The following is a 14,681-nucleotide window of genomic DNA, read 5'->3' as shown; positions in this document are numbered from 1 at the left end:
AAAATTTCCGCAGATTTCGGCGGCTACCGCACGGCCTGAGGTGCCGTGTGACGAAATCGCTGCGTCGATGGCCGATTTGCTTTGCGGCCACCAACGAGAATTTAAGGCAGTTTCGCTTGTGCAATGAAGAGAAAGATTTGCCCCAACAATGATGTCAGAACAACACCTTACTCACGCTCATGCCGGAATACCTGTTTGGAACAAGTCGTTGAGCTTGAACACAACTTCCGTCCTGTTGGTTGCCTTGACCTTTTTCATGATGTTGCGAACATGCACCTTGACGGTACTCTCCCGCAGATTGAGCTCATAGGCAATGATCTTGTTTGCCTTTCCGCGCCGCAGTGCTGCTACGACTTCGGCCTGGCGATCCGTGAATATCCCGGCGAGCGGGTGCGTTGTCGGGTTGTTCGACTGCAGCAAGTGACGCATGGCGAACAGAGCGCTTGCGGGCACGAAAAGTCCTCCTGCTACCGATAGCGCAATCAGTTCCATGCAGACGCTAATGCTGACGGAGGCCGGTATGTAACCCTTTGCTCCGTAATCGATAGCCCTGACGATCTGGGTAAAGTCGTCACTATCGGACAATATGACGACCGGTGTCGACACGAATTCCGACGAAAGACTCTTGATCTGTTCCGAAACGACAGGGTCGTCGACCGTCTTGCCACCGACGTTCAAGAGGATTGCCGAAAGCGGAGGATATTCTTCACGCTTTTGCTTCCACTCTTCAATCGATCCGAACGCCAGAATAACAAAATCCGCCGTATGGGCGGCCATGCATTGCGCAAGGCAGTGCCGATCAAGTTCCCTCTTGTCAAGAATGACCAGCGAATGCTTTGATTTTGATGGTCCGGCAAATGCCGGCGAACCGTCTTCTATCTCCAACGGAAGAGATACGTTTTCCTGCCTGTGGCTTATATTTATTGTATCCAAAGCCTTGTCCTCCCAGCCTTTTTTTACGCGGTACTTCAAAGTCGAATATTAAACTCCTCTGTAAATAAGGGAGTTTAATTACCAGAAGTGCTAATTTAATACCACAGTTCCGAGGATGTTAAACTAATTAATAGTGGTTACCCCAGTACATAAGTTCCATCGGCAGATACAAATGGTTACATCGCCGAAACTGATCAATCTGCAGCTAATTCATTTGTATATCGGACCACCAGGTTGCTGCATATATTCGGCCGAACTCGCTAAACCCATGTAAACTATGCCGTCTTCAACGTGGAGAGTCAGGATGAGTCGGCGCATGGTCTGCCGCTGCTGACGAGCGATGACCTTAGACGTTCGCATGCGATCGTCATCCTATTTTCGTAAGCAGATACTCCTTTAGGTGGATGAGCTTCAACGTTTTGTCCCTTTACTCAGATGAAGAAAACAATTCTTTTTGAAGGGGAAGAAATATTTGCTCTGGTGAAACGAAACCTTGGATCCAATCTTGCGATTGCCGGTTTCACCCACATCAGGGTCTGTTCAAGAGTAGGGGGCGAGTTGGGATGATTGCATCGAACGTCAACCTGGGTGACGGTTGCGTTATCCACCATCGGGATCTTGTGAATCTCTACGGCTGCACGATCGGTGCGGGAACGCGCATCGGCACCTTTGTTGAAATCCAGAAAAACGTCCTTGTCGGAAAAGACTGCAAGATCTCCAGCCATTCCTTCCTCTGTGAAGGCGTGACGCTGGAAGACGGCGTTTTTATCGGCCACGGGGTGATGTTCACCAATGATACCTACCCGCGCGCCGTCAATTCGGATGGCAGCCTGCAGACGGAGGCCGACTGGGTCGTCATCCCCACTCTGGTCAAGCGCCATGCGTCGATCGGCAGCAACGCCACCATTCTGCCGGGCGTGACCGTCGGAGTGGCTGCACAAGTCGGCGCCGGCGCGGTTGTAACCAAAGATGTGCCTGACGGCGCCATTGTTGCCGGCGTTCCGGCGAGAATCACCGGTCGCGTTCATGACCGGACAGTTGACATACAAGCGTTGGGAGGAATGCGATGATCGGCATTGCTGTTGTTGGGTATGGGTATTGGGGTCCAAACCTGGTTCGTAACATCTCGGAAGCGGCCGGCGCGCAGCTCCTTTCAGTCTGTGATCTGAATGTCGAACGGTTGGCGGCGGTTAAAAGCCGGTACCCCGCGGTAACCATCACCGACAATTTCGAGGAAGTTCTGCGCGATCCGAGAGTGGATGCAATCGCCATTGCAACGCCGGTCTCGACCCATTTCAAACTCGCAATGCAGGCTATGATGGCCGGAAAGCATGTCTTTGTCGAAAAGCCCATGGCATCGACGACGGAGGAAGCTTCGCGGATGGTCGAGGAAGCCGCCCGCCGCCGCCTGGTGTTGGCCGTGGACCACACCTTCGTTCACACCGGGGCCGTGCGCAAGATGTGCGAACTGGTCGAAAGCGGCCTGGGCGACATGTATTATTACGACTCGGTTCGGGTCAATCTCGGGCTCTTCCAGCACGATGTCAGCGTCATCTGGGACCTCGCGGTGCATGATCTCTCCATCCTGGACCATGTTGTGCAGGAAAGGCCGGTGGCTGTTTCTGCGACGGGCATGAGCCACGTGCTCGGCGAGCCGGAGAACATCGCCTATCTGACGCTCTTCTTCGAAAGCAAGCTTATCGCCCACATCCACGTCAACTGGCTGGCGCCGGTCAAGGTGCGCCGCACATTGATCGGTGGCAGCAACAAGATGGTCGTCTACGACGATCTCGAACCCAGCGAAAAAATCAAGGTTTACGACAAAGGCATCACACTGAACCCGAATTCCCACGCCTACGGCGAGAAGGTGCACCAGATGATGGTCGGCTATCGCAGCGGCGATATGTGGGCACCCAAGCTCGATATGACCGAAGCATTGAAACGCGAACTGGATCAGTTCGTCGATTGCATCGACCAGGGTACGCGTCCCATTACCGATGGCCAAGCCGGGCTGCGTGTCGTTCGTATCCTTGAAGCAGCAAGCCGGTCGCTCGCCCAGCGCGGTCGCATCATCGAGCTGGAAGAGGCGAGGCGCATCGCATGATCCCGTTCCTGGACCTCAAAGCACAATATCAATCCATCAAGAGCGAAATCGACGCCGCAGTTCTCGGCGTGCTCGCCTCGGGGCAATACATACTGGGCGAGGAAGTCGCCCGCCTCGAGCAGGAATTCGCGGAATATTGCAACGTCAAACATGCGATAGCGGTCAACACCGGGACGAGTGCTCTGCACCTGTCGCTGCTTGCGGCAGGCGTCGGCCCCGGCGATGAAGTCATCACCGTGCCGTTTACCTTTGTCGCGACCGTATCGGCAATCTGCTACGCAGGTGCACGACCGGTCTTCGTCGATGTCGAGCCCGTGACGCTGACAATGGATCCGGCTCAACTCGAGGCAAAGATTACGCCGCGAACCAAGGCCATTATTCCCGTCCATCTCTATGGTCAGATGGCCGATATGGACGCGATCAAGACGATTGCCGACCACTACCGGATACCGGTCATCGAGGACGCCTGCCAGGCGCACGGAGCGCAGTACAGAGGCGCGCGCGCCGGCAGCATCGGCGCATCCGGCTGCTTCAGCTTCTATCCCGGCAAAAATCTCGGCGCCTGCGGCGAGGGCGGTATCGTCGTCACAAACAGCGACGATCAGGCCAAGACGATGCGCATGCTGCGCGACTGGGGCCAGGAACAGCGTTATCACCATCTGCTGAAGGGCTTCAACTACCGGATGGATGCCATTCAGGGTGCGATCCTGCGCATCAAGCTCCGCCATCTCGAAGCCTGGACCGAAGCGCGGCGCGCCCATGGCCGCCGCTACTCATTGCTGCTGGGCGGTTCGCCGAATTTGACGATGCCTGTCGAAATCGCCGACCGGCGCCACGTCTACCATGTTTATGCCATCAGAAGCCGCGATCGCGACGAGCTTCAGCGCCTGCTGACCGCAGAGGGCATTCAGTCCGGGCTGCACTATCCGATCCCTGTTCACCTGCAGAAGGCGCATGCCGATCTCGGCCACCGGGCCGGCGACTTTCCGGTCTCTGAAGTTGCAGCACGGGAGGTCCTCTCACTGCCGATCTATCCCGAGATGCCGGCTTGGCATGTCGATCAGGTGGCCGCAGCGCTGGAATACGCCTATGTCAGTTGATCGTGTGGGCGAGGTCCGGATCGTGCAAGCGGTCCACGGCCGTCATGAAAGGCCGGCAGATCCAGCATACCAGGCCGGTCTGGCCGAAGAGCTCAGGCAATCATACGGGCGCGCCGGCCTGATCGAACTCTACGGTCGTTTCGCGACGGGCGACGGGGTTGTCGACACGATGATGCGCAAAGCCATTTGGCAAGCGATCACGCGGAGTTGCGGCACAGGACTGCAGGTCGCAGGCGGCGCCGGCTTCAAACATCCGGAGACGTTCGAGATCGGCAATGGCGTGTTCATCGGGTCTCAGGCTTATATCCAGGGACGCTTCGACGGGCGATGCAGGATCGGCGACAATGTTTGGATCGGGCCGATGGCCTATTTCGACGCGCGCGACTTGGTGATCGAGGATTCTGTCGGCTGGGGGCCAGGCGCTAAGGTGCTTGGCTCGACCCACACGGCACTGCCGGTGGATGTGCCGATCATCCGCACCGATCTCGAAATCAAGCCGGTCCGTATCGGCGCATGGGCCGACATTGGCACGAACGCCACAATCCTTCCCGGCGTGAGCATAGGCAAAGGCGCGATCGTCGGTGCGGGCGCCGTTGTCGTCTCAGATGTCGAGCCGTTTTCAGTTGTCGCCGGCGTGCCGGCGAAGTTCATACGCTGGCGCACGGAAGCCGATCCTGTGCTGGATATATCGCATGGAGGAAGAGCGTGAGAAATCAACGGGTGCTCATTACCGGCGGCGCCGGTCTGATCGGGTCGCATATTGCCGATCTTGTCGCATTGGAAAAACCGCGCGAGATCATCATCCTCGACAATTTCGTGCGCGGAGGCCGGGATAATCTCAGCACGGCAATAGCCAGCGGGTCCGTTAATATCATCGAGGGAGATATCCGCGACAGGGCGCTTCTGGCAAAAGTCTTTGAAGGCGTCGATATCGTGTTTCATCAGGCCGCCATCCGCATCACGCAATGCGCGGAAGAGCCACGATTGGCTTTTGAGGTTCTGGCAGAGGGGACGTTCAACGTTCTCGAATCTGCCGTCAAGGCAGGTGTCTCGAAGGTGGTTGCTGCGTCCTCGGCTTCCGTTCTGGGGCTGGCCGAGAGCTTCCCGACGACCGAAGAGCATCATCCCTACAATAACCGGACGATTTACGGTGCGGCAAAGACCTTCAACGAGGGGCTGCTGCGCAGCTTTGCGGAAATGTATGGCTTGCGTTACGTCGCGCTGCGTTATTTCAACGTCTATGGGCCGCGCATGGATGTTTACGGCGCCTATACGGAAGTTTTGATCCGTTGGATGGAGCGTCTTATGGCCGGAATGCCGCCGCTGATCTATGGGGACGGCAGCCAGACGATGGACTTCGTCGATGCACGCGACATCGCCCGCGCAAACATTCTGGCCGCCAAAAGCGATGTCACGGACGAGGTGTTCAACGTTGCCAGCGGCAAGGAAATAAGCCTGCTGGAACTCGCCAAGTTGCTGAGCGACATTATGGGTTCTTCACTCGAGCCGGAGCACAAGGAAGCCCGCACGGTCAACGGCGTGACTCGTCGTCTTGCCGACATCAGCAAGGCCGAACGGCTGCTCGGCTTCAAGGCGGAGATCTCCATGGAGCAAGGGCTTCGTGATCTCGTTGCCTGGTGGCAAAAGCAGACCGACGCCGGAGGGCGGGCAGCATGAGCTCGTCTCAATCCACAATTCTGGCTACAATTCCGGTCGCCAAACCCGTTCTTGGTGAAGAAGAGGCTGAGGCTGCACGCCGCGTCATTCTGTCGGGATGGGTGACGCAGGGGCCGGAAGTCGCCGCTTTCGAGCGTGAATTCGCGGCCTTTGTCGGCGCCGCACATGCCTGCGCCATGTCCAACTGCACGACCGCGTTGCATCTGGCGCTGAAGGCGGTCGGCGTAACCGCTGGTGATGAAGTCGTCACTGTCAGCCATTCTTTCATCGCGACCGCAAACGCGGTTCGATACTGCGATGCGGTGCCCGTTTTCGTCGATATAGAAGACGATGGTTACAACATCGACGCCAATCTGATCGAACGGGCAATCACGCCCCGCACCAAGGCAATTCTCTGCGTGCACCAACTCGGCATGCCTTGCGATCTCCGCGCCATCGTCGGAATCGGCAAGCGCCATCAGATACCGGTTATCGAGGATGCGGCCTGTGCGACGGGAAGCGAAATCCTGTGGGACGGGCGTTGGGAAAAGATCGGCAAAGCGCATGGCGACATCGCCTGCTTCTCCTTCCACCCGAGAAAGGTGGTCACGACAGGCGATGGCGGGATGTTGACCACGGCCAATCCCGAATATGACCGAAAGTTCCGGCTCTGGCGCCAGCATGGCATGAGCGTCACCGATGCCGTTCGTCACGGCTCGAAACAGGTCATCTTCGAAGACTATGACGAGTTGGGTTACAATTACCGCATGACCGATCTCCAGGCCGCCGTCGGACGCGAGCAGTTGCGTCGGCTGCCGGAACTGGTTGCCCAGCGCAGGATGCTTGCCGAGCAATATTGCGAACGTCTGTCGACCATTGCCGGGCTTTCTCTGCCGGCCGAGCCCCGCTGGGCTCGCAGCAACTGGCAGAGCTTCTGTGTGAGATTGCCTGCTACGGTCGACCAGCGGGCCGTCATGCAGACCCTGCTCGATCAGGGCATCTCGACCCGGCGTGGTGTGATGAACATCCATCTGGAGGGCGCCTATTCGGGTGAGAGCTCCCACCGCGCTGCCACGAGCCTGATGCGGAGCGTATCTGCGCAGCAACAAACGATCATCCTGCCGCTTTATGCCCAGATGACGGAGGTTGATATCGTCCGGGTGGTCGAGACATTGCGCCAGGCCATTGCTGAGGCCACCACCGGGCGTGTCGTCCATCAGCCCGAGCAGGACGTCGTCCCTGCCTGAAGAGACACCGTGCGGCATGTGGACCCAACATCATTGAGCGCGCATCATCTGATGCGCGCTCAATTCGTTGACAAAGTCTCCGCTCTCCTGGGTAGTGCCGAGCCTCTAATCACTGCATCAGGTAAAAAATCGTTTCAGTGGTTTAGTCTGTGCTCGTAGATCGTCGGCAAAAGGCGCAAAAGGCCGGGGGTGACGTTGCGAGTTTTGCAGTGGTTTGTCTGCGGTTTCAGCCCGCCTCATCTTGCGCGCTTTTTCTTATGCGGATTTCACGATCCATCCTCTGACGATTGCGGGCACCGACTCCGGCGGAAGCAGGTCGACCAGCATGCGCAGCGAGTAAAGCCCGGTCACGACCACGGCGAGGCAGCCAATCACCATCGCCGACCATTCCGGTAAGAGGAAAAAGGCCGAGACTACCAATCCTGAAGCAGGCAGAAAAAGAAGCGCGTGCCTGCGATTGGCGGGCGACCAGCGAAATCCGGTGAGCCGACGCACGATCACGTAAATCAGAATACTATGCCAGACGTAAAGGCCGAAGAACGCCATGCCGGCCCCTGGCGTGCCGAGCTTCGATACGAAGAGCCACGCCAGCCCCACATGCACCAGCGTTGCTGCGACCTCCGTCCAAAAGAAGATCGTCTGCGCACCCTTCGCCAGGACGATGAAACCCATCGGCCAGGCGACGATCCTGAGCATCATCCCAAGGCAGATCCAGCGCAGAAGATCCACGGCGCCATGGAATTGCGCGGAATAGAACAAACTCATCACGAGTGGCGCCAGGGTCAACGTGGCAATCAGACCAGGGCCGGCCAGCAATATGCTAATTTCCGCCTGCTCATTGACCAGCCGGTTGCACTCGGCATTGTTGTTGGCGATTGCGGTCAAGCGCGGATAGAAGTCCGTTCCCATCGCCTGCAGGATGAAGCCGGCGTAAAGACCGCCAAGCGCCCAGGCTGCCTGATACAATCCCGCCGCTACGACGCCCCCTTCATTCAGCACGATAATGCGGATGGCATAGGCCGCGCCGAAAGTCAGAAGTCCGCTTGCCATGAAAGCAACACCCAGCCTGAACAGAGCTGTCGCTTCCCGGCCGAACTGGCGCGCCGACATCGCCGGCGGCTGCGTGGATATTTGTTTGCTGTACCACCAGGTGGGAAGGAGCGAGACGGCTGCGATCGCCACGAGAGAGGGTGCAATCGCCTTTTCGCCGAACAGATAGATCAGCGGGATGCTGACGATCGTGCCGAACAGTCCTGAAAGCACGTTGATGCGGGCAAGATTTGCAATGCCCCGCAAGCCCTGGATCAACGCAGCCTGTCCGGCAGCGACAAGCCGAAAGAATACGGCCAGGGAGAGCAGCACAATGCCGCCGGAGTGCTGGTAGTCGCCGAAGGTGAATTTCGAGACCGGAAACGCCAGCGCCGCAAGCAAAAGCCCGCCAAGCAACCCGAGCACCAATGAGATGCGTCTGAGCGCTGTCGCCGACCGGGCGATCTTTTCGTCGTCGCCGGCGCCCGCCGCCTCAGCGACCCGGCGCACACCGCTGCTGCTCACGCCGAGACCGGCAATCGCTTGCGCGATGTCGAGGATTGCCCCGTAAAGGCCGAGAAGCCCCACGCCTTCCGGACCGAGCAGAACGGCGAGCGCCTTGTTGCGAATGATGCTCAGGGCGACATTGATCAGCGAGGAACCGCCCATCAGCATCGTCGATTTCAGGATTTGGGTATAAGTCTGATCGCTGGGGGGGATCATGCGCAAGGTCATCACTCAACCCTAGCTGCCAGGTGAGATACAGGCTGGTCCATATCAAGGGCGATTTCTTTGGGGCAGGCGGCCTGAGCGCCTCGATGGCGCTCGAACCTCCGCTTCAATTTTGTTGAGAACACGCGCACCTCGCGGGTCACTGGCCGGCTCGATCTGCGAGCGCTTGGGTCTCGAAAGACGGGCTTGTGTTGGCCTGAGGCGTATTATCCAAAATGTGCGGCTGAACGACTCTCACCACATCGCCTGGTGCCAGCATCGTCGTTTCCGAGGCTTGGAACTGATTGATTTGTCCATCGTTGCGACGGGTCACGCTAAAGGTAAGCGGGAGGTCCTCGACGAGGGTCTTGACGCCGTCATTGCTCCCCAGGTCTGCGATGAGTAGCTTCTGAAGTGTTTCGCGCTTCAGCTTGAATTGATCGAGACTTGCCCGTTCGGACTGTGCTTCGGTTGCCACTTCGCTCCGGCGTGCGTCGTAAAGTCCCTCAAGGTTCCGCGTCGTCTCACTGACCGCCTGCCGGCCGCGCATGACGGCGGTGAGAAGGTCGAGCTTGTCGGAGCGGTAAGTCGTCAGCAACCGTTCCAGATCCATCTGCCTCGACGAGATCGTCAGGCCTTTCTGGACCAGGGACTTGACGCTGACCAGTTGGTCCTCGACGGATTTGATATTGTCGTCGGCGCCCGTCAGTTTCTCTTCCAACGTCGATATCTCAGTGGTCAAAAGATCGCGTAATTCCGTGAACGCCCTCGATTGCCTCTCCAACGCATTGGCGCGAGCCCGAAAGATTATCCTCTCCTCATTGTATATGCCGGCGGCAAATTGCTGATCGGCGCCGGTCATCTGATCGAAGGTAATCGCGTCGGCTCCGTCCATCTCCGCCTGCAGCCGCGCCAGCCTCGCAGTGCTGCGCAGGATCGAGTGATCGATTTCGCGCAATTCTCCGACGATCTGGATCGAGTGCGTTTGCTGCTCATCTTTGGCGCGACGCGGCCCGCCGCTCATTGCCAGGGATTTCAGGACGGTCAATCCGGGGCGGAAACTGTACTGCCCAGGCGTGGTGACGTCTCCCACGACGTAGATTGGCGGGTATTCTAGAATTTCGATGTTGACCGCCGGTGCCTGAACCAAACCGATCTTTTCCTGCAGACGCTTGCCAATCTCGTTTGTGAGGTCGGCGTTTGTCCGATTGCCGACGGAAAGGGATCCAAGAAACGGCAGAAAGACCGTGCCGTCATCCGAGACGGTGTATTCGCCGCCGAGCGCATCCCATCGTTCATATTGGCCCCTGGACTGCATCCATTGGACGATCGTCAGGCGGATTTTCGTTTGTGGAGCTAAGGTTTGTGAAGCCGGGGGGACGCTGTTGGCGAGAGCCGGCGGCACGGCTCCGGCGAGAAAGACGAGGGCGCCGATGACAGCCGTCGCGCGGAAGAACAGGTAAGCGGCCCGGTGCGATGAATTCATATACATATCTCGCCTGCAAAACATCCTTAAACGGATGCCAGTCCAATGCCTTGATTCTGTTCGACGGCCGGACGACAGGTCCGAAGCCGCATCGCTAGTGTGCAGTCTGGCGAAGCCTTGAGGAAGGTGGAGCTCGCTTGCTTTGCCTCATCATTATTGATGAGGTGGGGGCGGGGGCCTCAGCCCAATCGGGCAGGAGCGCATATCCCCGCGGCCCAGAAGTAACATACCGGAAGATCAAAGGTTTGCACGGAGGAATAGGCGCGCTGGGCGAGAAGGACGGCGACCGGCTCCGGCGTGAAACCAGCTCGTGTCCGATCGAAGATGTCGCAATTCCAACGGCCTTTGCCATGCCTCGAATAGTCCAGTGCGCGGCTTCCGCCCAGGCAACACGGCCGCTTGCCCAAAGGATGCCGCCAGTAGGGCGAAAGGCGTAGGATATACTCTGCTCATTTTCGATTATACTTGAGAACTTCGTGTTTAAGCGATCCTCATAGACGATCCTGACAATCTCGCGAGAGGTACCTGCCATGTATCGCAACGCTCGCCGCTGGACTGCGCGCTCACTCCTGGTGGATACGTTGATCCCCCGATGGTTCACTGTCGGCGCGGGCGGAAAGGGAAGGCCGCGCAAGCCTGCCGAAGGACACTGGGATAGCGCCCAACTTGCGGCATCGGTGCAAACTGCGGCAGGAAACAATCAAAGCGCCCTTGTCGACGATCCCCATAAGGACGCGGTGCTCAGCGAGCATGATGTGGGACAGAAAGAGGCCTTGAACGGCGACGCGGACGGTCGGGTCGACGATAGGCTCGCAGCGCCGCCCTTGCCTGACGCTTTCACAACCAATCTCGAAATGGGATCGCGAAGTGGTGATCTGGCCGCAATTGTACCCTCCGCTTATACGCCAAGTTTTGTGAATTTCGTGCCGGATGCGGACGGAGTTGCATTCAGGGCCGCATCGACCCTTCCGCACACCTACGCTGGAATGAGCGTCATAGGCGACGATCCTCTGGCTCCGTATTTGCCGCAAAGCCCTGCACCAACCGCTTCGGGGCCAGATTCCGCTACCGTGGGGGGCGAGCGTTCTCACTCGGGCAAGGTCGTCATTCTCGAGTCGACGCCGTCAGCGCAGTCGACTGCGCATCATGCTGGGCCGAATGCACTGGCGGTTGGCATGCCCTTTGGCGTGTGCGGATGCGGCTACTATACCTCCCCGACGCGGATTCTCGATTGGGCCCATGGCAGCGGCCTGCTTCAGCAGGACGGTCAGTTGCCGGGAACCAAATTTACCGACGGGCCGGACTATGTGTCGACGATCAAGAAGGCCATCGGCGCCTCGGTCAGCGATCCGCTTCTCGATCGTGACGTATCGTCGTTCGCGGGCTGGCGCGCAACCGCAGACCTGATGAACTCGGCGATGACAGACGGATCATTGCCCGGCGGCGGAGAGTTGGGAACGGGAACCGGCACCAAGGGTATCGCTGTCCTTTCCGGCTCGGTGACGAAGCCACCCCAACCTTCTGCGCAGCGGTCGTTGGCAACGCAAGATCTGGCAGCCGCCGCGGCGGTGGCGAGCAACGCGATCGTGCTGGAAAACCAGAAGCAGGGCAATCCGGAGAGTGAGTGGGGCCTCAGCGGCTCCGGCAGCACCAACATCGAGGGGTTTGCGACCGACATCAGCGTTGACAACGGCGCGACCGTCAGCTTCAAGATCAATACCAATTCCACCAACTACCGGATCGATATCTATCGGCTCGGCTATTATGGCGGCATGGGCGCCCGCAAGGTCACGACCATACAGCATACCGGATTGCAGACGCAGCCCAATCCGCTGCGCAATGCTACGACCGGCACGGTGGACGCCGGCAACTGGGCCGTCTCGGCGTCGTGGGCCGTACCGGATGATGCCGTCTCCGGCGTGTATATCGCCAAGCTCGTGCGTCAGGACGGCACCTTCGGCGAAAATCAAATTCCGTTCATCGTGCGCGACGACGCTAGTCACAGCGACATCGTCTTCCAGACCGCAGACGAGACCTGGCAAGCTTACAACGGCTGGGGTGGCGCAAACTTCTATGGCGGCAACGGCCCAGCGACGGGGCAGGGGGCAGGCCGTGCCTATGCGGTCAGCTACAACAGGCCGATTGCGACCCGCGACGGGGTCGGCACCTATGCCGGCCCGCAGGACTATCTGTTCGGCGCCGAATATGCAGGCATCTACTGGCTGGAACAGAACGGTTATGACGTCTCCTATCTGTCGGGCGTCGACGCCGACCGCTATGGCAGTCTGTTGCTCAATCACAAGACCTATGTCGATGCCGGGCACGACGAGTACTGGTCGGGACAGCAGCGGACCAATGTCGAAGCCGCACGCGATGCGGGCGTCAACCTGATGTTTTGGAGCGGTAACGAGGTCTATTGGCGTACCCGTTGGGGCAATGCCTACAGCGCCGACGGAACGCCCTATCGCACTCTCATCTCCTACAAGGAGACGTGGGCCAACAGCGGCATCGATCCTTCCAACGAATGGACCGGCACATTCCGTGATCCGCGTTTCAGTCCACCCGCTATCGGCGGCGGCAATCCTGAGAACTCGCTAACCGGCCAATTATTCAAGGTCGACGACGTCGGCGGCAATCTTGGTGCGATCAAGGTCGCTTATGATGACGCCAATCTGCGCTTCTGGCGCAATACGAGCGTCGCAAACCTTCAGCCTGGCCAGACGGCAACGCTTACCAAGAATTATCTTGGCTACGAGTGGGATGAAGCGCCTGACAATGGCTTCGATCCGGCCGGCCTCGTCAAGCTGTCGTCGACGACGCTGCCCGTCACCACCTACTTGCTCGACTACGGAAACACGACTGGGGATGCCACCGCGACCCACAATCTGACACTCTATCGCGCCCCCAGCGGTGCGCTGGTGTTCGGCGCCGGCACGGTCTATTGGACATGGGGCCTGAGCGATAATCACGATAACGAGGCGACCCCGACCGATCCTCGCGTACAGCAGGCAATGGTCAATTTGCTTGCCGATATGGGCATTCAGCCGGGAACGCTGCAATCCGGGCTTACCGCGGCGACCGCTTCGTCGGACCATGCTGCACCGACCTCCGTCATCACGGTACCCGCCACGGTGACCGCTGGGTCCACCGTGACGATTTCAGGCACCGCTGCCGACACGGGCGGCGGGGTCATTGCCAGCGTCGAGGTCTCGACCGACAACGGTGCGAGCTGGCATCCGGCGACGGGCGACGAGAACTGGACCTATACATGGCAGCCGTCGATTGCAGGCACTTATACAATCCGGTCGCGGGCGGTGGACGACAACATCAATCTCGAGACACCCTCAGCGGGACGCACTGTCACCGTCACCGGGCCGACTTTTACATCACTCTTCGGTGGCGCGACGCCCGCGGTCGTCAACACCAACGATACTGCAGCAGTCGAACTCGGGGTCAAATTCCAATCCTCCGCGGCGGGCACGGTGAGCGGTATCCGGTTTTACAAGGGCAGCCTGGATACCGGCACACATACCGGATCGCTCTGGTCAAGCACGGGGACGCGACTTGCGACCCTCACCTTTACCAACGAAACTGCCAGCGGCTGGCAGACCGCCTATTTCACCAGCCCGGTGTCGTTGACCCCCGGGCAGACCTATACGGCATCTTACCATACGAATGTCGGCAACTATTCGACGACCGCCAACTACTTCCTGTCCAATGTGACCAGTGGCCCGCTGACGGCACCGGCAAGCGGCAACGGCGTCTATAATTATGGCGCCTCCAGCGCATTCCCGACGAGCAGCTTCGACCAGACGAACTATTGGGTCGATGTGATGTTCAACCCCTCGAATGCAAACAACACGGCGCCGACGGCAGTTGCCGATACGGGGAATGCGACCGAGAAGGGCGGTGTTGCCAATGGTTCGGGCGGTGTGGTTGCCAGCGGCAACGTACTGACCAACGACACCGATCCGGATGCCGGCGACACCAAGACGGTGACGGCAATCAGCTTCGGTGCCACATCGGGCACCCTCGGCTCGGCGCTGAACGGCACCTATGGCAGTCTCGTTCTCAATGCAGCTGGTGCTTATACCTATACGATCAACGAGAACAATTCCGCCGTCCAGGCGCTGCGCCTGTCGACCAACACGCTGAACGATGTCTTCAGCTATACGATGCGTGATGCCGCCGGGGCCACCTCCACGACAAACCTGACCGTCACCATCCATGGCGCCAATGACGCACCGGTGCTCGCCGTCCAGACGGCGACGCAGAACGCCACCCTCGGCTCGGCCTTCTCCTTCGTGCTGCCGACGACCACCTTCACCGATGTCGATAGCGGCGAGACGCTGACCTATTCGGCAACGGCTGCCGACGGCACGGCGCTTCCGAGCTGGCTCGCCTTCAACGCCTCG

General features: G+C 59.0%; 10 protein-coding genes. 7 read left to right on the top strand and 3 right to left on the bottom strand.

Features of this window, described 5'->3' with window-relative positions; genetic code table 11:
- Positions 1-177: 177 nt before the first annotated feature.
- Positions 178-933: a response regulator transcription factor gene (locus tag RLEG4DRAFT_RS59970; protein WP_037093347.1), complete on the bottom strand. Its 756-nt coding sequence runs from the start codon at positions 931-933 to the stop codon at positions 178-180.
- 563 nt (positions 934-1,496) lie between these two features.
- Here RLEG4DRAFT_RS59970 and RLEG4DRAFT_RS59965 point away from each other — a divergent pair.
- The 6 genes from RLEG4DRAFT_RS59965 to RLEG4DRAFT_RS59940 are packed head-to-tail and all read left to right on the top strand — an operon-like array spanning position 1,497 to position 7,040.
- Positions 1,497-2,003 carry an acyltransferase gene (locus tag RLEG4DRAFT_RS59965; protein ID WP_003576826.1) on the top strand — a complete coding sequence of 169 codons (507 nt, stop codon included), beginning with the start codon at positions 1,497-1,499 and terminating at the stop codon, positions 2,001-2,003.
- A complete protein-coding gene (locus RLEG4DRAFT_RS59960) occupies positions 2,000-3,037 on the top strand; it encodes a Gfo/Idh/MocA family protein (protein ID WP_003576829.1) in 1,038 nt (345 codons plus the stop codon). The genes RLEG4DRAFT_RS59965 and RLEG4DRAFT_RS59960 overlap by 4 nt, the downstream gene beginning before the upstream one ends.
- On the top strand, positions 3,034-4,137 hold the full coding sequence (locus tag RLEG4DRAFT_RS59955) for a DegT/DnrJ/EryC1/StrS family aminotransferase (RefSeq protein ID WP_003576830.1): 1,104 nt from the start codon (positions 3,034-3,036) through the stop codon (positions 4,135-4,137). The genes RLEG4DRAFT_RS59960 and RLEG4DRAFT_RS59955 overlap by 4 nt, the downstream gene beginning before the upstream one ends.
- Positions 4,127-4,846 carry an acyltransferase gene (locus RLEG4DRAFT_RS59950; protein WP_003576832.1) on the top strand — a complete coding sequence of 240 codons (720 nt, stop codon included), beginning with the start codon at positions 4,127-4,129 and terminating at the stop codon, positions 4,844-4,846. The genes RLEG4DRAFT_RS59955 and RLEG4DRAFT_RS59950 overlap by 11 nt, the downstream gene beginning before the upstream one ends.
- Positions 4,843-5,814 (top strand): NAD-dependent epimerase/dehydratase family protein, encoded by a 972-nt coding sequence (locus RLEG4DRAFT_RS59945; RefSeq protein WP_003576834.1) that lies wholly within the window; start codon positions 4,843-4,845, stop codon positions 5,812-5,814. Before RLEG4DRAFT_RS59950 ends, RLEG4DRAFT_RS59945 begins: the two co-directional genes overlap by 4 nt.
- Complete coding sequence (locus RLEG4DRAFT_RS59940) at positions 5,811-7,040, top strand: DegT/DnrJ/EryC1/StrS family aminotransferase (RefSeq protein ID WP_003576836.1); 1,230 nt, start codon at positions 5,811-5,813, stop codon at positions 7,038-7,040. The genes RLEG4DRAFT_RS59945 and RLEG4DRAFT_RS59940 overlap by 4 nt, the downstream gene beginning before the upstream one ends.
- Before the next feature lie 255 nt (positions 7,041-7,295).
- Here the strand turns inward: RLEG4DRAFT_RS59940 and RLEG4DRAFT_RS59935 are convergent, their stop codons facing one another.
- Together RLEG4DRAFT_RS59935 and RLEG4DRAFT_RS59930 are read right to left on the bottom strand one after the other, a co-directional pair.
- Positions 7,296-8,804 (bottom strand): O-antigen translocase, encoded by a 1,509-nt coding sequence (locus RLEG4DRAFT_RS59935; protein WP_003576838.1) that lies wholly within the window; start codon positions 8,802-8,804, stop codon positions 7,296-7,298.
- Between the two features lie 136 nt (positions 8,805-8,940).
- The gene (locus RLEG4DRAFT_RS59930) at positions 8,941-10,266 is read right to left on the bottom strand and encodes a polysaccharide biosynthesis/export family protein (RefSeq protein WP_245277935.1); all 1,326 of its coding nucleotides are present in this window, start codon (positions 10,264-10,266) and stop codon (positions 8,941-8,943) included.
- A 530-nt stretch (positions 10,267-10,796) separates the two neighbouring features.
- Here RLEG4DRAFT_RS59930 and RLEG4DRAFT_RS59925 point away from each other — a divergent pair.
- A partial coding sequence (locus RLEG4DRAFT_RS59925) for a N,N-dimethylformamidase beta subunit family domain-containing protein (RefSeq protein ID WP_003576842.1) occupies positions 10,797-14,681 on the top strand: 3,885 nt, incomplete at its 3' end.

Source organism: Rhizobium leguminosarum bv. trifolii WSM2297 (assembly GCF_000271845.1).
The sequence above is the reverse complement of the archived record's forward strand: the minus strand, read 5'-3'. Positions and strand labels throughout refer to the sequence as shown.